19 protein-coding genes and 1 other RNA gene are annotated in these 21194 nt (G+C 76.0%); 8 read left to right on the plus strand and 12 right to left on the minus strand.

Annotation, left to right across the window (positions count from 1 at the left end):
• Nucleotides 1–191: 191 nt before the first annotated feature.
• From ACFY07_RS11225 to ACFY07_RS11235, 3 genes are read right to left on the minus strand one after another with little or no spacing between them, the layout of a single operon-like run.
• Nucleotides 192–1463: an AAA family ATPase gene (locus ACFY07_RS11225; protein ID WP_390868420.1), complete on the minus strand. Its 1272-nt coding sequence runs from the start codon at nucleotides 1461–1463 to the stop codon at nucleotides 192–194.
• A complete protein-coding gene (locus ACFY07_RS11230) occupies nucleotides 1460–2323 on the minus strand; it encodes a tetratricopeptide repeat protein (protein ID WP_390868421.1) in 864 nt (287 codons plus the stop codon). The genes ACFY07_RS11225 and ACFY07_RS11230 overlap by 4 nt, the downstream gene beginning before the upstream one ends.
• Nucleotides 2320–2787: a hypothetical protein gene (locus ACFY07_RS11235; RefSeq protein WP_230649582.1), complete on the minus strand. Its 468-nt coding sequence runs from the start codon at nucleotides 2785–2787 to the stop codon at nucleotides 2320–2322. Before ACFY07_RS11235 ends, ACFY07_RS11230 begins: the two co-directional genes overlap by 4 nt.
• 118 nt (nucleotides 2788–2905) lie before the next feature.
• Here ACFY07_RS11235 and ACFY07_RS11240 point away from each other — a divergent pair, with 118 nt between their 5' ends.
• From ACFY07_RS11240 to ACFY07_RS11250, 3 genes are read left to right on the plus strand one after another with little or no spacing between them, the layout of a single operon-like run.
• Nucleotides 2906–3745, plus strand: a complete 840-nt coding sequence (locus ACFY07_RS11240; RefSeq protein ID WP_390868422.1) for a Nif3-like dinuclear metal center hexameric protein — start codon at nucleotides 2906–2908, stop codon at nucleotides 3743–3745.
• 32 nt (nucleotides 3746–3777) lie between these two features.
• Entirely contained in the window at nucleotides 3778–4521 is a 744-nt protein-coding gene (locus ACFY07_RS11245; protein WP_390868510.1) for a zinc ribbon domain-containing protein, read from the plus strand.
• 4 nt (nucleotides 4522–4525) lie between these two features.
• A complete protein-coding gene (locus ACFY07_RS11250) occupies nucleotides 4526–5686 on the plus strand; it encodes a bifunctional RNase H/acid phosphatase (protein ID WP_390868423.1) in 1161 nt (386 codons plus the stop codon).
• Nucleotides 5687–5758: 72 nt separating this feature from the next.
• Here the strand turns inward: ACFY07_RS11250 and yaaA are convergent, their stop codons facing one another.
• Nucleotides 5759–6559 carry a peroxide stress protein YaaA gene (gene yaaA / locus ACFY07_RS11255; RefSeq protein ID WP_390868424.1) on the minus strand — a complete coding sequence of 267 codons (801 nt, stop codon included), beginning with the start codon at nucleotides 6557–6559 and terminating at the stop codon, nucleotides 5759–5761.
• Nucleotides 6560–6784: 225 nt separating this feature from the next.
• Nucleotides 6785–8374 carry a phytoene desaturase family protein gene (locus ACFY07_RS11260; protein WP_390868425.1) on the minus strand — a complete coding sequence of 530 codons (1590 nt, stop codon included), beginning with the start codon at nucleotides 8372–8374 and terminating at the stop codon, nucleotides 6785–6787.
• A gap of 454 nt (nucleotides 8375–8828) precedes the next feature.
• Between ACFY07_RS11260 and ACFY07_RS11265 the strand changes: the two genes are divergently transcribed.
• The 4 genes from ACFY07_RS11265 to rnpB all read left to right on the plus strand — a co-directional run bounded on the left by ACFY07_RS11265 (nucleotide 8829) and on the right by rnpB (nucleotide 12851).
• A complete protein-coding gene (locus ACFY07_RS11265; RefSeq protein ID WP_390868511.1) occupies nucleotides 8829–10265 on the plus strand; it encodes an MFS transporter in 1437 nt (478 codons plus the stop codon).
• Nucleotides 10262–10885, plus strand: coding sequence for a MarR family transcriptional regulator (locus tag ACFY07_RS11270; RefSeq protein WP_390868426.1), 624 nt, complete (start codon nucleotides 10262–10264; stop codon nucleotides 10883–10885). Before ACFY07_RS11265 ends, ACFY07_RS11270 begins: the two co-directional genes overlap by 4 nt.
• Before the next feature lie 168 nt (nucleotides 10886–11053).
• Nucleotides 11054–12325: a hypothetical protein gene (locus tag ACFY07_RS11275; RefSeq protein ID WP_390868427.1), complete on the plus strand. Its 1272-nt coding sequence runs from the start codon at nucleotides 11054–11056 to the stop codon at nucleotides 12323–12325.
• Nucleotides 12326–12452: 127 nt separating this feature from the next.
• Nucleotides 12453–12851: RNase P RNA component class A (gene rnpB / locus ACFY07_RS11280), an RNA gene on the plus strand.
• Between the two features lie 77 nt (nucleotides 12852–12928).
• Here rnpB and ACFY07_RS11285 read toward each other — a convergent pair.
• From ACFY07_RS11285 to ACFY07_RS11295, 3 genes are all read right to left on the minus strand, one after another.
• Entirely contained in the window at nucleotides 12929–14059 is a 1131-nt protein-coding gene (locus ACFY07_RS11285) for a tyrosine-type recombinase/integrase (RefSeq protein WP_390868428.1), read from the minus strand.
• A gap of 57 nt (nucleotides 14060–14116) precedes the next feature.
• Entirely contained in the window at nucleotides 14117–14761 is a 645-nt protein-coding gene (locus tag ACFY07_RS11290) for a helix-turn-helix domain-containing protein (RefSeq protein ID WP_390868429.1), read from the minus strand.
• A 267-nt stretch (nucleotides 14762–15028) separates the two neighbouring features.
• Nucleotides 15029–15895 (minus strand): class I SAM-dependent methyltransferase, encoded by an 867-nt coding sequence (locus tag ACFY07_RS11295; protein WP_390868430.1) that lies wholly within the window; start codon nucleotides 15893–15895, stop codon nucleotides 15029–15031.
• Between the two features lie 190 nt (nucleotides 15896–16085).
• On the opposite strand from ACFY07_RS11295, the gene ACFY07_RS11300 reads away from it, so the two are divergent.
• A complete protein-coding gene (locus ACFY07_RS11300; RefSeq protein WP_390868431.1) occupies nucleotides 16086–17792 on the plus strand; it encodes a proline--tRNA ligase in 1707 nt (568 codons plus the stop codon).
• A gap of 46 nt (nucleotides 17793–17838) precedes the next feature.
• On the opposite strand, the gene ACFY07_RS11305 is transcribed toward ACFY07_RS11300, so the two are convergent.
• The 4 genes from ACFY07_RS11305 to ACFY07_RS11320 all read right to left on the minus strand — a co-directional run bounded on the left by ACFY07_RS11305 (nucleotide 17839) and on the right by ACFY07_RS11320 (nucleotide 21177).
• Nucleotides 17839–18504, minus strand: a complete 666-nt coding sequence (locus ACFY07_RS11305) for a PIG-L deacetylase family protein (protein WP_390868432.1) — start codon at nucleotides 18502–18504, stop codon at nucleotides 17839–17841.
• Nucleotides 18501–19382, minus strand: coding sequence for a radical SAM protein (locus ACFY07_RS11310; RefSeq protein WP_390868433.1), 882 nt, complete (start codon nucleotides 19380–19382; stop codon nucleotides 18501–18503). Before ACFY07_RS11310 ends, ACFY07_RS11305 begins: the two co-directional genes overlap by 4 nt.
• Nucleotides 19383–19436: 54 nt before the next feature.
• The gene (locus ACFY07_RS11315) at nucleotides 19437–20480 is read right to left on the minus strand and encodes a glycosyltransferase family 4 protein (RefSeq protein WP_390868434.1); all 1044 of its coding nucleotides are present in this window, start codon (nucleotides 20478–20480) and stop codon (nucleotides 19437–19439) included.
• Between the two features lie 109 nt (nucleotides 20481–20589).
• Complete coding sequence (locus tag ACFY07_RS11320) at nucleotides 20590–21177, minus strand: hypothetical protein (RefSeq protein ID WP_390868435.1); 588 nt, start codon at nucleotides 21175–21177, stop codon at nucleotides 20590–20592.
• Nucleotides 21178–21194 lie beyond the last annotated feature (17 nt).

Below are 21194 nucleotides of genomic sequence, written 5' to 3' on the forward strand. Positions count from 1 at the left end.
CCATCGTCACGCGCCCCGCGCCCCGCGCCCCGCGCCCGCGCGTGCCGCACGGCCGCGGCCCGGTCCGCCCCGTGTCCGACGGCCGCCCGGCCCGCGCCCGCGCGTGCAGGCGCGTGCCGCAGGACCGGACGGCGGCCGCCCCGCCCGCCCTCCGGTCCGCACCCCGTCCGGGCCCCGCGGGCCCGCCCGCGTCACTCCCCGCGGGCGAGCCTCCGCCGCACCTCGCGCGTCCGCAGGTACGCCGCCACGTCCTCGTACCGCTCGCCCTGGTTGGCGAACTCCACGTACGCCTTCGCCCGCTGCAGCCAGTCCAGCGTCGAGGGCCGCACCCGGCCCGCCGCCGCCAGCAGCCCCGTCGTGCCGAGCGGGGGCTCGCCGCCCGTCGCCAGCGCCTCCTCGATCAGCTCGTCCACGGCGTGCTCCACCACGGCCCGCAGGTCGGCCCCGGAGTACAGCGCGGTGCGGGCCGCGACCGCCGCCGCGTCCACCCCGTCCCGCCCCGGGACCGCGGCCGCGTGCACCCGCAGGATGTCCGCGCGGGCGGCCTCGTCCGGCGGCGGCACGAAGACCACCCGGTCGAAGCGGCCCGGCCGCAGCATCGCCTCGTCCACGTCCCAGGGGGCGTTGGTGGCGGCCATCACGGTCAGGCCGGTGTTGTCGGAGCCGATCGCGTCCAGCTCCTGGAGCAGCACGTCCACCAGCCGCCGCGCCTCGGACCCGCGGTGCTTGTGCCGCGCGTACGCCAGCCCGTCCAGCTCGTCCAGGAAGAGCACGCACGGGCCGACGGCCCGGGCCGTCTCGAAGGCCTGGTGCAGGTTGCGCTCCGAGACGCCCTGGTAGGGGTCGATCACGTCCTCGATGCGGACGTTGAGGAACGGCAGTCCGCACTCGCCCGCCGTGGCCCGCGCCAGCAGCGTCTTGCCGCACCCGGGCGGCCCGTACAGCAGGACGCCGCCGCCCGCCCGCCGGCCGTACCGCTCGAACAGCTCCGGCCGGGAGCGGGGGAGCACCACCATGCGGTGGACGAGCTTCTTGACCTCCGCCATGCCGCCGACGTCGGCGAAGGTCGTCGACTCCGGCCCGGCGTCGTCGTACGGGCCGCCGGCGGCGCCGTCCGCCCCGTCGGCGCGCACCCGCAGCCGGTCGGCGCCGCTGCGCTCCGCCACCCGGTCCTCGACCTGCCGCTGCAGCGCCGCCACCCCCTCCACGACGCCGGCCTGGCGGGCCGCCTCCAGGCAGGCCCGCGCCAGGTCCAGCCGGTCGGCCTCCAGGGCGGCCGCGCCGACCTGGAGCAGCGACTCGGGGGGCAGCGCCCCCGTCTGGAGCAGCACCTCGAAGTGGGCCAGCGACTCCCCGCCGCGGCCGTCCGCGAGCAGCGCCTCGGCGAGGATCAGCCGCAGCATGGCGTCGTCGGGGCCGGCCTCCACGGCCCGCCGCAGCGACTCGATCCGGTCCTCGCTCACAGGACCCCTCTCTTCATCAGCCCCCGCACCACCGGGGGCGCTATCCAGGAGTACGCGCAGAACGCCAGCCAGGCGAGGGCCGCCGGGGTGGCCGCCGCCCCCAGGCCGACGAGCCGCAGGGCGGCGTGGACCACGACCACCGTGATCCAGATCTGGAAGGTGCTGAAGCGCCGGAACGGCCGCAGCGGCCGCAGCAGCCAGTGGTCGGCCGCCCGCAGCTCGCGGGCCGCCGCCACGGCGTGCCGGTTCTGCGGGTTGTTCGCGGCGGCGGCCCGGAAGCCCGCGTAGGCGGCACCGGTGTCGCCGCGGTGCGAGGCCGCCAGGCCCCGCAGGGCGTGGGCGCCCGCGTCGTCGGGGTCGGCGGCCAGCAGCCCGGCGGCGATCCGCCGGGCCTCGTCGTGGTCGCCGCGGGCGATCGCCAGCACCGCCCGGGTGTGCGCGACCGGCCGGGCGCCGGGCTCGGCGGCCGCGGCCCGCTCCAGGAGCAGCCGGGCCTTGTCGTGCTGTCCGGCGAAGCCGCACATGCGGGCATAGGTGCAGAGCAGCCAGACGTCCTCCGGGTCCAGCGCCAGGCCCTCCAGGCAGGCCCGCTCGGCCTCGGCGGTGCGGCCGAGGTCGGCGAGGGCCTGCGCGAGGACGCCCAGCAGGCCGGTGTCCGGGCCGTGGGAGGCCAGCCCGCTGCGGGCGATGTCGACGGCGGCCGCGTCCTCGTCCGCCAGGTGGTGGGCCAGGGCGCGGATCCGGAACGCCCGCGCCGAGACCGCCTCCTCGCCCGTGACCCGGGACAGCTCGTCCAGCGCCCGGTCGGGCCGGCCGCGCTCCAGCCAGTGCCCCGCCAGGTCCAGGGCCCCGGCGCTCATCCCGCCACCGCTCCGGACACCGCCCCGGCCAGGGCCGCCGTGCCCGCGGTCTCCAGGGCGCCGAGGACGAGGACCGCCGCGAGCCCGGTCCGGAGCAGCGGCGCGTGCTCCCCGCCCCGGAGGACGAAGACCCGGTCCCGCTCGCGCTGCAGGTGCGCCTGCACCAGGTACGCCGCCACCGCCAGCACCCGCAGCACCGGCAGCTCGGTCGCGCCGATCCGGGAGCCCCCCGCCACGAGCAGCGCGGCCGTCGCCGCCAGGGCGGCCGCACCGGCCGCCGCGACGCCCGCCACCCTGCCGCGCGGCAGGCCGAGCCGGACGGCGTTCGCCACCGCGACGGCGGTGCCGGCCAGGGTGCCGCCGAAGAAGGCCACGTACCCCTGGGAGGAGAGCCGCCACGGGCGGCCGGTGCCGGGCGGCTGCCGCTGCAGCGTCGGCTGGAGGAGCGGATCGGTCGATGTCACGCGCGCAGTCTGGCGCACCCGGCCGACCGGTGACCAGCCGGGCCGGCCGCCGCCCGGCGGCCCACCCCGCCGACCGGCGGGGGCGGGCGCCGGGCGCGGTGCGCGGTAGTCTCGACCCGTGCCCAGACTGTCCGACGTCATCAGCGTGCTCGAGGAGCTCTACCCGCCGCAGTGGGCGGAGCCGTGGGACGCGGTGGGCCTGGTCTGCGGCGATCCGCACGCCGAGGTCTCGCGCGTCCTGCTGGCCGTGGACCCCGTCCAGGCCGTCGTCGACGAGGCCGTGGCCTGGGGCGCCGGCCTGGTGGTCACCCACCACCCCCTCTACCTGCGGGGGACGAGCAGCGTCGCCGCGACCACCCCCAAGGGCCGCGTCGTGCACACCCTGATCCGCAACGGCGTGGCGCTGCACGTGGCCCACACCAACGCCGACCACGCCGACCCCGGCGTCTCCGACGCCCTCGCCGAGGCCGTCGGGCTGCGCGTCACCGGCCCGCTGGTGGCGGACCCGACCGACCCGGCGGGCCGCCGCGGCACCGGCCGCGTCGGCGAGCTGCCCGAGCCCGAGCCGCTCTCCGCCTTCGCCGTGCGCGTGGCGGCGGCCCTGCCCGCCACCGCCGCCGGGATCCGCATCGCCGGCGACCCGGACCGCCGGATCGCCCGCGTCGCGGTGTGCGGCGGTTCCGGCGACAGCCTCTTCGAGGCGGTGCGCGCCGCCGGCGCCGACGCCTACGTCACCGCCGACCTGCGCCACCACCCGGCGTCCGAGGCGTCCGAGACCGCGCCGGTCGCCCTGGTCGACGCCGCGCACTGGGCCACCGAGTGGCCCTGGCTGCGGCTGGCCGAGCGCGACCTCGCCGCCGAGGCCGAGCGGCGCGCCTGGGCCCTGGAGATCAAGGTCTCCACCCTGGTCACCGACCCGTGGACGGCCCACGCGCCCATGCCGAACCCCACCGACTGACCGTCCGCCCCCACGCATCCCAGGAGCCTCCGCTGAACGCCGCGCCCGCCGACCAGATCCGCCTGCTGGACCTGCAGGCCCTCGACTCCCGCCTCGACCAGCTGGCGCACCGGCGCAGGAGCCTGCCCGAGCACGCCGAGATCGAGAAGGCCACCGCCGACCACACCGCGCTGCGCGACCTGGTCGTCGCCGCCGAGACCCAGCTCGGCGACACCACCCGCGAGCAGACCAAGGCCGAGCAGGACGTGGAGCAGGTCCGCGCCCGCGCCGCCCGCAACCAGCAGCGGCTGGACTCCGGCGCCGTCACCTCGCCCAAGGACCTGGAGAACCTCCAGCACGAGATCGGCTCCCTCGCCCGGCGCCAGTCCGACCTGGAGGACGTCGTCCTCGACGTCATGGAGCGGATGGAGTCCGCCCAGACCCGCGTCACCGAGCTGACCGCGCGCCTGGAGCACGCCACCGTCGTGCTGGAGGAGGCCGTCGCCCGCCGCGACGCCGCCTTCGCCGAGATCGACGCCGACGCCGCGAAGGTCGCCCGCGACCGCGAGGCCGTCGCCGCCGTCATCCCCGCCGACCTGATGAAGCTCTACACCCGCCTGCGCGAGCAGCAGGGCGGCGTCGGCGCGGCCCGCCTGCACCAGCGGCGCTGCGAGGGCTGCCACGTCGAGTTCTCCACCGCCGACCTCAACGCGGTGAAGGCCGAGCCCGCCGACGCCGTGGTGCGCTGCGAGAACTGCGGCCGCATCCTCGTCCGCACCTCCGGCTCGGGGATCTGACGCCGTGTCCGACCGCAGGCTCGTCGTGGAGGCCGACGGCGGCTCCCGGGGCAACCCGGGGCCCGCCGGGTACGGCGCCGTCGTCCGCGACGGCGACACCGGCCACCTCCTGGCCGAGGCCGCCGAGTACATCGGCCGCGCCACCAACAACGTCGCCGAGTACCGGGGCCTGATCGCGGGCCTGCGGGCGGCGCACGCCATCGACCCTGACGCCCGCGTGGACGTGCGCATGGACTCCAAGCTGGTCGTCGAGCAGATGTCCGGCCGCTGGAAGATCAAGCACCCGGACATGCGGCCGCTCGCGGCCGAGGCCCGCTCCGTCTTCCCGGCCGGGCGGGTCGCGTACGCGTGGATCCCGCGCGAGCGCAACAAGGACGCCGACCGGCTCGCCAACGAGGCGATGGACGCGGGCAAGGCGGGGCGGCAGTGGGAGCCCCGGCCCCTCGCGCCCGCCCGGACCGCCGCCCCCGCCGCCCCCGCTGCGGAGCCCGCCGCGGAGGAGCAGGCCCCGGCCCGCCCCGCCGGCTGGTCCGGCGACGTCGGGACCGCCACCACCTTCGTGCTGCTGCGCCACGGCGAGACCCACCTCACCCCGGAGAAGCGGTTCTCCGGCAGCGGCGGCAGCGACCCCGAGCTCTCCGACCGGGGGCTGTGGCAGGCCGAGCGGACCGCCGAGGCGCTCGCCGCCCGCGGCACCGTGCAGGCCGTCGTCTCCTCGCCGCTCAAGCGCGCCCGGCAGACCGCCGAGGCCGCCGCCGCCCGCCTCGGCCTCGACGTCCGCATCGACGAGGGCCTGCGGGAGACCGACTTCGGCGCCTGGGAGGGCCTGACCTTCGCCGAGGTGCAGGAGCGGTACCCCGCCGAGCTCGACGCCTGGCTGGCCTCCCCGAAGGCCGCGCCCCCCGGCGGCGAGAGCTTCGCCGCCACCGCCCGCCGGGTCGCCCTCTCCCGCGACAAGCTCCTCGCCCGCCACCCGGGCCGCACCGTGCTGCTGGTCACCCACGTGACCCCGGTCAAGACCCTGGTGCGGCTCGCCCTCGGCGCCCCGCCCGAGGCGCTGTTCCGGATGGAGCTCTCCGCCGCGTCGCTCTCCGCCGTCCAGTACTACGCCGACGGCAACGCCTCGCTGCGGCTGCTCAACGACACCGGCCACCTGCGGTGCTGAGCCGCCGGCCCGCGCCCTCCCGCGACGGGCGGGCGCGGGGCCGGGCGGGCGGGCACGGCCCGCGGGCGGTCCTCAGAGCTCGCGGACGACGACGTCCAGCTGCCGCGGCCGCCCGGCCGCGGCCGGCTGCTCCTCCACGGTGTACTTGAGGTCGCGCAGCGCCGTGACCAGCCCGCCGGTGTCCCGCGGCTCGGCCCCCGCCTGGAGCAGGTCGCGCACCAGGCGGCCCTTGGTCGCCTTGTTGAAGTGGCTCACCACCGACCGCTTCACCACCCCGTCGGCCTCGCGCTCGTGCAGCACCCGCACGGTCGCCGTCCGGGCGGCCACCTCGCCGGCGGGCCGCCACGCGGCCGCGTACGCCGCCGAGCGCAGGTCCAGCACCGGGCCGGCGTCCGCGGCGGCCTCCGTCAGCGCCTGCGCCGCCTCGCGGCGCCAGTACGGGCCGAGCGCGCCCAGCGGCGGCAGCTTCACGCCCATCGGGCAGCGGTACGGGGGCACCCGGTCGGTGATCCGCAGCGCCCCCCACAGGCCGGAGAAGACCAGCAGCGACCGCTCCGCCGCCGCCCGCGCCGGCCCGGCCAGCGTGCCCAGGTCCAGCGCGTCGTACAGCACGCCGGTGTACAGCTCCCCGGCGGGCAGGGCGGGCGCGGTCCGCAGGGCGGCGTTGCGCGCCACCTCCCCGCGCAGGGTCCCGCCCAGGCCCAGGACCTCCATCGCGGCGTCCTCGCCGCCGTCCGCGCAGAGCGCCACCAGGGCGTCGAGCACCCGCGCGCGGGCGGGCGCCAGCGCGGGCAGCGACAGCCCGGCCGGGTCGAGCGGGGCGCCCTCCCCCGACGCGGCCTTGCCCTCGGACGGCGGCAGCAGGACGAGCACGGCGGGACTCCTCGGTGGTGCGGGCGGGGCGGTGGTGCGGACGGGCACGGCCCGCGCGGACGGCACGGGCCGGACGGACGGCACGGGCCGGACGGACGGGCGGCCCGCTGCGGGCCGCCCGCCCCCAACCCTACGCACCCGGACGGCTCTGCCCGGACCCGCGCCCGCCGCCCCCCACCGGCCCGGGCGGCCGCACCCCGTGCCGCCCGGGAGCCGGGCCGCGCCCTACGCCGCCGGTCCGTCCTCCAGCACGGCCATCGCCGCGTTGTGCCCGGGGATGCCGCTCACGCCGCCGCCGCGCACCGCCCCGGCGCCGCAGAGCAGCACGTTGCGGCGGGTGGTGGCCACCCCCCAGCGGGCGGCCGGGGAGCCGTCGCGGCCGCCGTCGGCCGCGTACGGGAAGGCCAGGTCGCGGTGGAAGATGTGGCCGCCGGGCAGCCCCACCTCGCGCTCCAGGTCGAGCGGCGTCTTGGCCTCCAGGCACGGACGGCCGTCGGCGTCGACCGCCAGGCAGTCGGCGAGCGGCTCGTCGAGGACCGCGTCCAGCTGCGCCAGGGTCGCGTCCAGGGCCTGCTGCTTCGCCCCCGGGTCGCCGAAGAGCCGGGCGGGCAGGTGGAGGCCGAAGAGGGTGAGGGTGTGGGCGCCCTGCCCGGCCGTCTCCGGGCCCAGGATGGACGGGTCGGAGAGCGAGTGGCAGTAGATCTCCGACGGCGGCGCCTGCGGCACCCGGCCCGCCGCCGCCTCGCGGTAGGCGGCCTCCAGCTGCCCGTACGACTCGGCGATGTGGAAGGTGCCGGCGAAGGCGTCGCGCGGGTCCACGGAGGAGTCGCGCAGACGGGGGAGGCGCCGCAGCACCATGTTGACCTTCAACTGGGCGCCCTCGGGGGCGGGCCCGGACGGCTCCTCGCCGAGCAGCCGGTCCAGGACGGCGGGCGCCGCGTTCACCAGCACGTGCCGGGCCGCGGCCACCCCCTCGCCGTCCGGGCCGCGGTAGGAGACCTCCGCGTCCCCGCGGCCGTCGCCGCCGCCGATCGCGGTGACCTCGCAGCCGGTGCGGATCTCGGCGCCGGCCGCCCGCGCGGCCTCCTCCAGCGCACCCGTGACGGCGCCCATGCCGCCGACCGGCACGTCCCAGTCGCCGGTGCCGTTGCCGATCACGTGGTAGAGGAAGCAGCGGTTCTGCAGCAGCGAGGGGTCGTGGGCGTGGGTGAACGTGCCGATCAGGGCGTCGGTCAGCACCACGCCGCGCACCAGGTCGTCGGCGAACGCCTCCTCCACCGCCTCGCCGAGCGGCCGCTCGAACAGCGCCTCCCACGCCGCGCCGTCACCGACCGTCCGCCGCAGCTCCTCGCGGGAGGGCAGCGGGCCGGTGAGGGTGGGGAAGACCCGCTCGGCGACCCGGGCGGTCGTCCCGTAGAAGCGCTGCCACGCCTCCCACTCCCGGTCCGAGCCGGTCAGCGCCCGGAAGGACTCCCGGGTGCGCGCGCCGTCCGCCGCGTCGACCAGCAGGCCGGTGGGCGTGCCGCCGCGCACGGCGGGGGTGTACGAGGAGATGCGGCGCCGCCTCAGCTCCACCCGCAGGCCGAGGTCGGCGACGACCTTCCGGGGCAGCAGGCTCACCAGGTACGAGTAGCGCGACAGCCGGGCGTCGACGCCGGCGAACGCCCGGGTGGAGACGGCCGCGCCGCCCGCCTGCCCGAGCTTCTCCAGCACCAGGACCCGGCGGCCGGCCCGCGCCAGGTAGGCGGCGGCGACCAGGCCGTTGTGGCCGCCGCCGACGATGACGGCGTCGTGGCGGGAGGCGGTGTCTGTCACGTCGTGCTCCGGGGGTGCGGGACGGTGCGGGGGGCGCCGGACCGTGCGGGCGGTGCAAGATCCCGACAACCTACGTCGCGCACCGCGCCGTCCGGAAGACCCCGCCGGACGCCCCCGACCCGGCGTCCCCGGCCCGCACACCCCCGACCGCACGCGCCCGACCGCACGCGCCTGCCGGACACCCCTGCCGGACACCCCTGCCGGACACCCCTGCCGGAGCCTCCTGCCGGAGACGCCGGCCGGGGCGCCCGACCGCAGGGCACGGCCGCAGGGCACGGCCGCCGCCCCTGGTGCCCGCCCACGGGAAGTTGTACGGTCACAACGGTTGTACGAACCCAACCTTCGAGGTGGCCCGCCCGTGTCCGTGCCCGACCCCCGCGCCGCAGCAGCCCCGGGAAGCGCCCCTCGCGCCGCGTCCGCCCCCGGCCCCGCGCCGGAGGCCGCACCCGCCCCCGTGCCCACCCGCCGGCGCCGCGTGCTCGTCCTCGCGATCTGCTGCCTCAGCCTCTTCATCGTCGGCCTCGACGTCACGGTCGTGAACATCGCGCTGCCGTCCGTCCGCACCGACCTGCACGCCCCCTCCTCCGGCCTGCAGTGGGTCATCGACGCCTACACCCTCGTCCTCGCCGCGCTGCTGATGCTCTCCGGCTCCACCGCCGACCGCGTCGGCCGCCGCCGCACCTTCCAGACCGGCCTGGCCCTCTTCGTCCTCGGCTCGCTGCTGTGCAGCCTCGCCCCCGGGCTCGGCTGGCTGATCGCCTTCCGCGCCCTCCAGGCCGTCGGCGGCTCCATGCTCAACCCGGTCGCCATGTCGATCATCACCAACACCTTCACCGACCCCCGCGAACGCGCCCAGGCCATCGGCGTCTGGGGCGGGGTGGTCGGCGTCAGCATGGCCCTCGGGCCGGTCGCCGGCGGCCTGCTCGTGGAGTCCGCCGGCTGGCGCTCGATCTTCTGGGTCAACATCCCCGTCGGCCTGGCCGCGCTCGCCCTCACCGCCGCGTACGTCCCCGAGTCCCGCGCCCCGCACCCCCGCCGCCCGGACCCGGTGGGCCAGCTGCTGGTCGCCGTCCTCCTCGGCTCCCTCACCTGGACGATCATCGAGGGCCCCGGCCGCGGCTGGACCTCGCCCGCCGTCCTCGCCCCCGCCTGCGCGGCCGCCGGCGCCCTCGCCGCCTTCCTGTCCTGGGAGCGCCGCCGCGCCGAACCCCTCGTCGACCTGCGCTTCTTCCGCAGCGTCCCCTTCGCGGGCGCCACCGCCACCGCCGTCTGCGCCTTCGCGGCCCTCGGCGGCTTCCTCTTCCTCAACACCCTCTACCTGCAGGAGGTCCGCGGGTACGACCCCGTCCGCGCCGGCCTGTGGACGCTGCCCATGGCCGTCCTCACCCTCCTCTGCGCCCCGCTCTCCGGCCGCATCGTCGGCCGCTCCGGCCCGCGCCTGCCGCTCCTGACGGCAGGCGTCGCCATGACCGCCAGCACCCTGCTGCTCACCACGCTCACCGCCGACTCCTCCGCCGCGCTGCTCCTCACCGCCTACGCGCTCTTCGGCCTCGGCTTCGGCATGGTCAACGCGCCCATCACCAACGCCGCCGTCTCCGGCATGCCCCGGGAGCGGGCGGGCGTCGCCGCGGCCGTCGCCTCCACCAGCCGCCAGGTCGGCCAGTCGCTCGGCGTCGCCGTCATCGGCACGGCCGCCGTCTCCGCCGTCTCCGGGCCCTTCGCGCAGGGCTTCCCGGCCGCCAGCCACGTCGGCTGGTGGATCACCGCAGGCTGCGGGGCCGCGGTGCTCGTGCTCGGTATCATCACCTCCACCCGCTGGGCGGGACGGACCGCCGCGGAGGTGGCGGCCCGCCTCGACCCCGACCACCGGAAGGCGCCGGCCCGCACGTGACCACGTCCGACGAACCCGCCTCCGCGCCCGCCGCCCCGGACCCGCCGCGGGCCCGCCCCTCCGCGGCCGCCGGAGCCGCGGACGCCGGGGCCGGGGACACCGAGGCTGCGGACACCGGAGCCGGGGGCACCGGAGCCGGGGGCACCGAGTCCGGGGACGCCGCGTCCGCTCCCACCGGGGCCGGGGCCGGGGCCCCCTCGGCCGCCCGCCGCGCCCTTGCCGCCCGCACCTGGCACAACCTCCGCGCCCTCGTCCTGGAGGAGAACGACCGCCGCCGCGAGGTCGTCGACGCCCTCGGCATGAGCTTCGTCCGCATCAAGGCCCTGCGCCGCCTCGCCGCCGCCCCCGCCACCCTGCGCGCCCTCGCCGCCGACCTGGCCACCGACGCCCCGTACACCACCGTCGTCGTCGACGACCTCGCCCGCCGCGGCCTGGTGGAGCGCACCCCGCACCCCGAGGACCGCCGCGCCAAGATCGTCAGTGTCACGGAGGCCGGCCGCGCCGCCGCCGCCGAGGCCGACCGCATCCTCGGCGAGCCCCCGGAGGCGCTGCTCGCGCTCCCCCCGGACGACGCCGCCGCCCTCGACCGCATCACCGCCGCCCTCCGCGGCCGCTCCTGACGGACCGTCACCCGAGTGGTCCCGGCTGGAAGCGCGATCGCGACCCCCGGCCGCGGACCCCTCGCCGTGGAGTCCCGCCCCTGCCGGAACGGTCCGTCTGTCACAGCCCCCGGCTACGTTGACGGCCGTGGGAAATCCCGGTGCCGCGGTGCAGGCGCTGTGGTTTCCTTGCGCCGTCACGCCCGCCGCCGGGGTCCGCCCGCCCCTGCGCCCACAGAGGGAAGAACCGTCATCACCGCCATACGCAAGGCCGCCCGCACGACCCTCACCGCTGCCGGGTGCGCGGCGCTCCTCGCCGCCGGTACCGCCGGCTGCGGCACCGTCCGGCAGCTGTCCGCCGCCGAGAAGGTGCACTCCGCCGCGGAGCGGCTGACCGACGGCCGCACCCTCGCCGGCGAGCTCTCCCTGCAGGCCACCCCCGCCCAGCTCCGCGCCTTCGCGGGGCTGTCCGGGGACTCCATGGGGCAGCGCGACGCGGAGTCCTTCGCCGATCTGCGCCTCGCCTTCTCGGTCTCCGCCGACCGCCCGCTCAAGGACGTCCCCGCGCTGAGGTCCGGCGTCGTGGCGCCCGGCACGGCCGGACTGTCCGGCGACCGCTCGGTGGACCTCTCCTGCACCCTGCGCCGCAGGGACGGAGGGGTGCTCGTGGAGGTCCGCCAGGTCGACGGCCGGATGTACGGGCGCGTCGACCTCGACGCCTTCGCCGCCCTGGTCGGCGCCGATCCGGGGGACATGGACGCCATGGAGTCCGACATCCCCCCGGAGCTCGGCACGTTCCGCAAGGCCCTGCACGGGGAGTGGATCTCCCTCGACCCGGCGCTCCTGCGACGGGGCACCGACGCGGCCCGCAGGCAGGCGGGCGGCGCCCCCTCCACGGGCCCCTCTCCGGACCCCGCCGCGCAGCGGAGGCTGCTGGACGCCGTCGGCGCGGTCCTCGCCGACGACGTCTCCTTCGAGGACAAGGGCACGGAGGGCGGCGCCGACCGCGTCGTCGTCTCGGCCCCGGCCCGCACCCTGGTGCGCGACCTGCAGAAGGCCGTGCGGCCGCTGGTCCCCGGTGCTCCGGGCTCCTCCGGGCTGCCCGGAATCCCCGGAATCCCCGGAACCCCCGGACTCCCCGGCCTGGGCGACGGCCTGCCCGCCGACGCCGCGGAGGGGATCCCCGACCGCCCGGTCTCCGCCGACCTCCTCATCAGGGACGGCGCGCTCGCCTCCGTCAGCGTGGACCTCGCCCGGCTGGAGCCGAAGGCGTCGTGGAGCGACCACCTGCCCCTCCGCCTGACCTTCTCCCGCACCGCGCCCCCGGTGCAGGCGCCGCCGCACGCGACCCCGCTCACCGCGGAGGACCTGGACGGGATGGCCGCGTTCATGTCCGACGGCGAGGACCCCGGATCCGACAGCGGCTCCTTCGACAGCAGCGGCCTGCCCGACGGGGTGTGAGCCGCGGGTTGTGAGCCGCGGGGGCGGCGCACCGCCCGGCGGCGCGCCGCCCCTCCCGCCGCCGCGCGGCCGTCCCGCCCGGGCGGGCCGCCCCCCTCCGGGTCGGATAGCATGGCCGTACGGCGGACGAGCCGGCCGGGCGGTCGCGACGGGTCCACGGACCCGCCGAGGAACGTCCGGGCTCCACAGGGCAGGGTGGTGGGTAACGCCCACCCGGGGTGACCCGCGGGACAGTGCCACAGAAAGCAGACCGCCGGGGGCCTCGGCCCCCGGTAAGGGTGAAACGGTGGTGTAAGAGACCACCAGCGGCCGGAGTGATCCGGACGGCTCGGTAAACCCCACCCGGAGCAAGGTCAAGATGGGGTGCCCTCGGGCGCCCTGCGCGGATGATCGAGGGCTGCCCGCCCGAGTCCGCGGGTAGACCGCACGAGGCTGCCGGCAACGGCAGCCCTAGATGGATGGCCGCCTCCCCGGGCGCCGCAAGGCCCCCGGGAGACAGAACCCGGCGTACAGGCCGACTCGTCCGCCGCCACGCTCCTGACCTGCGGGTCTACGGAGGCGTGGCGGGTCTTGGCCCACATGTGGCCCACACGGGTTCTTCGGTCAGGCGCCGAGGGCACTGTCGAGTGCGCCCCTGCCGTGCTCCTCGGAGTCGGGGAAGAGGTGACCGTACGTGTCCATCGTCTCGGTGATGGTCGAGTGCCCGAGGCGGGCCTGGATGGTCTTGGGGTGCAGCCCGGCGGCGATCAGCGTCGAGGCGTAGAAGTGCCGCAGGTCGTGGAAGCGGGTGCCCTCGGGCAGGCCGGCCTTCTGCACGGCCAGGCGCCAGCTGCGGATGAAGTTCGAGCGGCGCACCGGCCGGTGGCTGCGGTTGGTCACCAGCAGCTGGTGGTCCCGGGGCGGGCGCTCGTCCAGGTGCTCGCGGATCGAGCGGACCACCACGTCGTCCAGGGGCACCGTCCGGCGTGAGGCCCGGGTCTTCAGCGGCACGAGCACGCCCTGCTGCAACTGCTCCTCGACCTTGATCCGGCGCTGCTCGAGGTCGATGCGCGGCAGCGTCAGCCCGAGCACCTCGCCCTGCCGCAGGCCGCAGCCGGCGCCTATCCACACCGCCACCCGGTAGTAGGGGGTCATCTCCCGCACGACCGCCAGGACCTGCGCGGCGCGCAGGGGGCTGAGGACCCGTGGCTCCACCCGGGGCAGCGCCACCCGCGAGCACGGGTTGGCCGACAGCAGGCCGTCGTCGACCGCGCCCTGCAGCACGCTGCGCAGGATGGCGAAGACGGTGACGGTGGTGGCCGGGGCCAGCCGGCCCGAGGTGGCCGCGACGAACCGCTTCATGTCCGGGCGGCGCAGGGAGGCCAGCTCGCGTCGGCCGAACGCCGGGAGGATGTGGTTCCTCAGGTGCGAGCGGTACATCGCGACCGAGTTCGGCCGCAGGTGGACCTGTGACGGCAGCCAGTCCACCTCGACGTACTCCCGCAGGGAGACCGCGCCGGCCCGCGGGTCGACCTCGGCGCGAGGGGCCGTCGTGAGCTCGGCCAGGACCTGTCGCAGGTGGTGTTCGGCGTCGGCTTTCCGCTCGAAACTGCGCTGGCGCTGAGCGCCTGTCCCGTCGCGCCAGCGGGCCCTCCAGCGTTTCGGCTGGCCGTGGCGGACCGCCTTGACCCGTTTGGTGGTGCCGGTGGCGGGGTCGGTGACCTCCCGCCACCAGACGTCGTCGATATCGGCCATGGGTGTCCTTTCGTGCGGGGCGGTCCTGTCGGCCCGCCGGGGGTGCTGCTCGGCCCGTCAGCCCTTGTCAGTGCCGCGACTCAGGTCTGCGGAGTCCAGAGGATGCGGCAGGGCGGGGAGCGGCAGGCCCTGCGCCTGCATCTCCTCGCGCAGGGTGTGCAGCTGACGCAGGTCTTCGGCGGCCAGTTGTGCGAATTGCTCGGCCGCGGCGGTATGGGCCGTGCCGCGCCGCGGGTCGGCTGCGGCTGCGGCCCGGCGGCGGCGTTCGCCGGCAAGCCGGTGGGAGGCGAGGGCGACCTGCACGGTCTCGGCGTGCTCCCGGAAGGCGTCCAGCACGGCTCGTGCCGAACCGGCCGGCGCCGGGGTGTCCAGGTGCTCGGTGCCGGTGAACCAGGCGAGGGCGTCCCAGGTCGGCAGGACCTGCCCTGGCAGGGCCTCCACCGTTGCGTGCTCCGACAGCGGGAACAGCAGCGCCAGGGGAGGTACGTCCAGTGCTTTCGCGACGACCAGCAGTTCAGCGACCTCCAGTGACGCCCGCCGCCCGGTCTCCAGGTTCGAGAACACCGCCCGCGGGATCGCGAACCCCAGAGCCGCACAGGCGTCCGACAGGTCCTGCGCGCTCATCCCGCGCTCGCGCCGCAGTCGGCGTACCTGCTCCGCGATCAGCGCTGTGAGCTGCACACCCCACTCTTCTTGCGTCATGATGACAACAATAGGGCACTAAATTGATTCCTGGAGGAGAAGAACCTTTGGCGGGTGCCGCCGTCGACTGCTGCCTGCGCACGCAGGCGCAGGAGCGGTCGGCAGTGTGGGTGTGCTGCCGACGGCAGGTTCGCGTCACCGCAGCGGGCTCTCCTCCGCGCCCCGCAGTGAATGCGCTCACGCACCTCCCGGTGCGCCGCCCGTCGACAGATGCGCCACCGGGCGGGGCGGCCCTGCCCGCCCTTGTTTCCCAGGTGAAGGGGACCGTCAGGAGTGCGCCCCGGGACGGGCGGCGAAGAGGATGTGGGTCCCGCCGTCGCGGGCACCCAGTGCCGAGCAGGCGGCCGTCTCATAGGCCAGGAAGCGCTCCCACAGGCGGGGTGAGCGTTCGAGGCCGGCCAGGACGGCGGGATCCTCGAGACTGGCCCAGTTGCTCGCCGACCCGGCGAGCAGCTCGCCCCCGCACCCGGCGACGAGGTCGGTGACCTGCTCCCAGGTGAACATCCGGCAGACGTGCACCATGCCGGGCACGTGGCGCAGGTCGCCGGTCCCGACCACGGCGTCGGTGACGCCGGTGCCGTGGCGGACGGCCAACTGCGCGGCGCCGGGAAGCCGTGCCCGCAGGCTCCCCCACAGGGACATGACGGAGGCGACCACGGCCCCGCCGGGCCTGGTGATCCTCAGCAGTCCGGCCAGCGCCCGGGCCTCCCGATCGAAGGCATAGGAGAGGGGGCCCCCGTAGGCGAGCACCAGGTCGAAGGATGCGTCGGGGAAGCGGTCCGTGTCGCGGACGTCCAGGGTGTGCCGGGCCTCGACGGCGTGCTCTGCGCCGGCCGCGGTCACACGGGCCTCGTTCAGGCGTAGTTGGACGGGGGACAGGTCGGTCACCACCACGCGGGTGCCCGAGGCCGCCAGGACCGCGGTGAAGCGGCCGGGTCCGGCGCCGATCTCGAGCACCCGCAGGCCGGGCCGTACGTAGGGCGTGAGGAAGCGGCGGTGGATCTCGAACGAGACCCGTCCGGCGACGTCCTTGGCCAGCCGGTCGTCCTCCTGTTCGGCGAAGGTGTCGTAGTAGCGGCGGACGGCCTCCACCGAGCGGTCGCTGCCGTCCGGCCCTTGTGCAGCCGTGGGCATCCGCGTCTCCGTTCGTGTCCCGGGCATCGCGCCGCGAGGGCTCTCAGGCGTTCGTGCGTCCCCCGTGAGCGGCCCGAAAACGGGGCGAGTCGGGCGGTCCCGCGCCATTAGAATGCGACTCCCGTCGTGATGCCGGCGTGAGCCCCGCCACGACACCCCGCAGCTTCACCGAGAGGACGGTTGCCGGTCCATGCGCTGGTCCCAGCTGTACGTGCCCACCCTCCGGGAGGACCCCGCCGACGCGGACGCGGTCAGCCACCGCCTGCTGCTCAGGGGAGGGTTCGTCCGCCAGCTGATGGCCGGCCACTACTCCCTGCTGCCGCTGGCGGTGCGCGTCCGCGCCAAGATCATGGACATCGTCCGGGAGGAGATGGCCGCGATCGGCGCCCAGGAGTTCGTCCTGCCCGCCCTGCACCCGGCGGAGGTCTGGCAGCGCAGCGGCCGTTGGGAGGTGATGGGCGAGGAGATGTTCCGGCTCAAGGACCGCAAGGGCGCCGACCTGGCCCTCGGCATGACGCACGAGGAGATCTTCACCGTGCTGTCGCAGGAGCTGCGCTCCTACCGCGACCTGCCGCAGATGTGGTACCAGTTCCAGACCAAGTTCCGCGACGAGGCCCGACCCAAGAGCGGCCTGCTGCGGGTGCGCGAGTTCACCATGAAGGACTCCTACAGCTTCGACGCCGACCAGGCCGGCCTGGACCGCTCCTTCGACCTCCACCAGGCGGCCTACGAGCGGATCTTCGCCCGGCTCGGCCTGCCCGCCGTCGCCGTGCAGGCCTCCAGCGGCTCCATGGGCGGCAGCGCGTCGGTGGAGTTCATGTGCCCCTCGCCGGCGGGGGAGGACCTCGTGGTCCACTGCCCGGGCTGCGGCTACGCCGCCAACACCGAGAAGGCGACCTCCGCCCTGCCCGCGGTCGCGGACGGCCCCGGCCCGGACGCCCCCGAGCCGTTCGACACCCCCGACGCGCGCACCATCGAGGAGCTGGCGCGCCTCCACGGGGTCCCGGCCGAGCGGCAGGTCAAGACCCTGGTGTACGTGGTCGACGACCGGCTCACCCTCGTCCTGCTGCGCGGCGACCACGCCCTCGTCGAGCAGAAGCTGGTCGACGCCCTCGCCGCCACCGCCGTGCGCCCGGCCACCCCCGAGGAGATCCGGGACGCCCTCGGCGCCGCCCCGGGCAGCCTCGGCGCCGTCGGCGTCACCGCCCTCCCCGTCCTCGCGGACGAGGCGCTGCGCGGCCGTACCGGCATGACCACCGGTGCGAACACCGACGGGGTCCACCTGCGCGGGGTGTCCCTGGAGCGGGACGTCGCCGTCCGGCAGTGGGCCGACCTGCGCGAGGTCACGGCCGGCGAGCCCTGCCCGCAGTGCGGCTCGCCGCTGGAGGTGCTGGTCACGATCGAGGTGGGCCACATCTTCAAGCTCGGCCGCAAGTACACCGAGACCCTGGACGTGTCCGTGCTCGGGCCCGACGGCGAGCGGGTGGTCCCGGTCATGGGCAGCTACGGCATCGGTGTGGAGCGGGCCCTGGCCGCCGTCGTGGAGACCCACCACGACGACAAGGGCATCGTCTGGCCGGCCGCCGTCGCCCCCTTCGAGGTGGCCGTGGTCGTCCTCGGCGGCAAGGACGAGCAGGTGGCCGCGGCCGCCGAGGACCTGTACGCGCGGCTGCGCGCCGAGCGCGTGGACGTGGTGCTCGACGACCGCGACGAGCGGCCCGGCGTGAAGTTCCGCGACGTCGAGCTCGTCGGCATCCCCTACCGCCTGACGGTCGGTGCCCGCGGTCTGGCCGAGGGCGTCGTCGAGGTCACCGTCCGCGCCACCGGCGAGACCTCGAAGGTTCCGGTGGCCGAGGCCGTCGAGCACGTCCGGAAGCTGCTGACCGTCGCGGTGTAGCCACCGCCCCGGCCGGCCGGTCCGCCGCCGCACCGCGGCGGCCCGGTCAGCCGATCGCCCGGTGGAACGCCTCGCCGAACACCGTCTGCGGGTACTGCCGCAGGATCTTCGCCACGCTGCGCGCCTGGGTCTCGTACTGACCCATGGCGCGCAGCTTCGCCTCCAGGCTGTCCCCGAGCCGCAACTGCCACGTCGCCGGCAGCCGGGCCGCCTCGACCTCCTCCGGCGCGAGGAAGCCGGGGCGGGACGGTTCCCGGTACGGGGCGGTGCCGGTCGTCCACAGGACCTGCACCCCGGAGCCGTACGCCGCCAGTGCGGCACTGGTGATCCGGTGTGCGGCGCAGTGGTCCGGGTGCCCGTTCATCCCGTTCGGCGGGAAGCCCGCCACCCGGCGAGGCCTCCAGCGGCGCAGTGCGTCCAGCACCGCGGCGGTGCCTTCGGCCGCGGCCCCCGCCAGACCGCCGTCGTGCAGGTCGTGGACTTCGACGCGGTCCACACCCAGGACTGCTGCCGCACGTCGCAGCTCCAGCTCGCGCACCGCGGGCAGGTCCTGCCGGGAGCAGATTCCCAGTGTCCGCCCCGAGCCGCCCCGGGTCAGGGTGACGATGACCGTGGTGCCGCCCCGCAGGGCGGTCCGGTGGAGCAGCCCGCCGCAGTACAGCGTCTCGTCGTCGGGGTGGGCCGCCACGACGAGCAGGTCGGCGCGGGTCATGCCGGTACCCGCTGCCCCACGTCCTCCAGCCGGGCCACCCGGTCGAGGATGTCGGGGTCGGTGAGGACGCCGACGACGTCGCGCCGGTCGTTGGCGTCCTCGTTCTGCCAGGAGGGCGTCCGGGACTGCTCCGGCGCCCACACCAGCCCGGCCGAGTCGATGAGCAGGTAGCGATGCTTGCGTCCGCCGGCGCTCTTCGCTGTGACCGTGACCTCCTCGGGGGCACGTGCGAGCGCGAGGTCGGCGGCGCGGCGGAAGTCGTCCCCGCCGATGCGGTAGCGCTCGCGGTTGCGGTGGCCGAGCGGCCCGATCGGCATGAACTGGAACAGCTGCCACTCCTTGATGCAGGGATGTCCTTCCAGCAGGCGGGCGATGCCGACGACGTCGGCCAGGTTGCCCGCGTGCACCACCGTGTTGACGCACACTCGGGCGCCCACCCCGTCCAGCAGCGACAGCACCGCCAGCTGGGAGGAGACGGTCACGTGCCTGCGGAACCGCTGCTGGACGGCGTCGGTGCTGCCGTCGAGCGGGATGCCGACCAGGTCGGCGACGGCCGCGACCTCGCCGGGCGGCACCCGTTCGGCCACCCCGCTGCCCATGAAGCGGATGCGAGCGCTGCCGAGGAAGGCGGTGCCGACCGTGTCCAGGTGGATCCGCAGACCCAGGCCGTGCAGGCCGGTGAGCAGCGGGATGATGTCGGGCCGGCTGAGCGGGTCGCCGCCGCCGACCGTGATCTTGTCCAGGCCGAACCGGTCGCACAGGCCGGCCGCGAAGCCGAGCACCCGCGGGGTGTCGACGACGGTACGTCCGAAATGGTTGTAGCAGCCCGGGCAGACCGTGAAGCAGCTCTTGCCCGCGCTGAGGATCACACTGCGCATGACGCCTCATCGTGTTCGCAGGGAGAGGGGACGGGCGGTGCCGTGCCGCCGGGATCACGGGCGGACGGCAGCCCGGTAGGCCTCCTCGTAACCGTCGGCCATTCGGCGGACGGAGAACCCGTCGGCCACGTGCCGTCGGCAGGCCGCGCGGTCGAGGGCCGGCAGGAGGCGGACGGCGGCGGCCATCTGCCGTGCGTCGTCGGCGAGGAAGCCGGTGACGCCGTCGCGGACGAGTTCGGCCGCCGCCCCGCTGCGCAGGGAGACCACCGGTGTACCGCAGGCCATCGACTCGACCGCGACCAGGCCGAAGGGCTCGGGGATGAGCGGGGCCGTCAGGGTCCCGACGGCCCCGGCCATCAGGGCCGCCTTACGGGGGAAGTCGAGCTCGCCGAGGAAGGCGACCCGGTCGCCGTCCACCAGGGGCAGGACCTGCTCCTCGAAGTAGGGCCGGTCGGCTGCCTTGACCCGGCCGGCGATCCGCAGCGGCAGGCCTGCCAGACGTGCGGCCTCGATGGCCACGTGCACGCCCTTCTCCGGACGGATCCTGCCGAGGAAGGCCAGATAGCGGTCCGGACCGGCCGGCGTGGCCCGGTAGGGGAACGCAGCCGCGTCGATGCCGTGGTGCACGGTGGCCAGGTAGTTGAGCCCCGGCAGCCGTGAGCGCTGGTCGTCGCTGACTGCCACGTACCGCTCGTCGGCGAAGCGGCGGAAGAGAGGCGCGTTGTCCTCGTTGAAGAAGCAGTGCACGGTGTGCACCACCGGCACGGCCAGTCCCCGCAGTGCGGGTACGGCCAGGCAGCCCGTGTCGGAGTGGACGTGCGAGTGCACGACGTCGAACTCGCGGGCATGGTCGCGCACCTGCTGCAGCTGGAGCATCCGGTGCACCTCCGGCTCCCGGATCCGCGGGTCGGCGTGCAGTGCCGCCGTCCCCGCGCCGTACAGGGTGCCGGCCACCTTGGAGTCGTCGGACGCGAAGACGGTCACCTGGTGCCCGTCGCGTACCTGCGCGGTGACGAGTTCGGCGACCAGGGACTCGACGGCCCCGTAGGCGCGGGGAGGGACGCTCTCCCACAGCGGGGCGACATGGGCGATATGCATCGGTGCAGGCTCCTCTCGGTGCAGTGGCCTGACGTCGGGCGGTCCGCGGGGTGCCGGGCGCGGAGCCGCAGCGGGACGGGCCCGTCGGCAGCGGCGGCCCCGGACGGAGTCACCTGCGGTGCGTGCCGGATCCGAGCTCCGGGACTCCGGCGAGGTGGCTGCGTACCTCGTCCGCGCACCACCGGATCGCGGCCTCGTGCTCCTCAAAGGTGAACAGCGCCAGGTAGCGGGCGATGTTCGACTCGTAGATCCGGGGGTTGATCCCGTGGGCGGCCATGGCCTCGGGCCACAGCGGCAGCATCCACACGTGGAAGTGCGGCCGTTCGAGCTTCTCCTCCTGGTACATCTGCACCGCGTCGAGGCCCAGCCGTACCCGCATGGCGAACCGGACGAAGTGCAGGACCCGGCCGACCCGCTCCACCAGAGGCAGCTCCATCCCGTCGAGCGCCCCGATGTGCGGACGGACGCCGACGACCAGGAACCCGGGGACGGCCCACTCCGCGTCCTGCCGGACCGTGACGACGCCGTCGTCGTACACGGGAGCGAGGATGTCGGGAAGCGTGTGCTCGGCCGTGTTCATGAAGCACCCCCGGCAGGTGTCCTCCCGGACCAGCCGGGCCGTCCCGCCCAGGAAGTCGAGATAGCGGTGGCCCGGCGGCGGCGCCGGGAGCCGAGGGTCGGCGGCAGACTCGGTCATGGGCCCTCCGTTCGGCG

The sequence above is a fragment of the Streptomyces sp. NPDC001380 genome (genome assembly GCF_042895785.1).
Classification (GTDB): domain Bacteria; phylum Actinomycetota; class Actinomycetes; order Streptomycetales; family Streptomycetaceae; genus Peterkaempfera.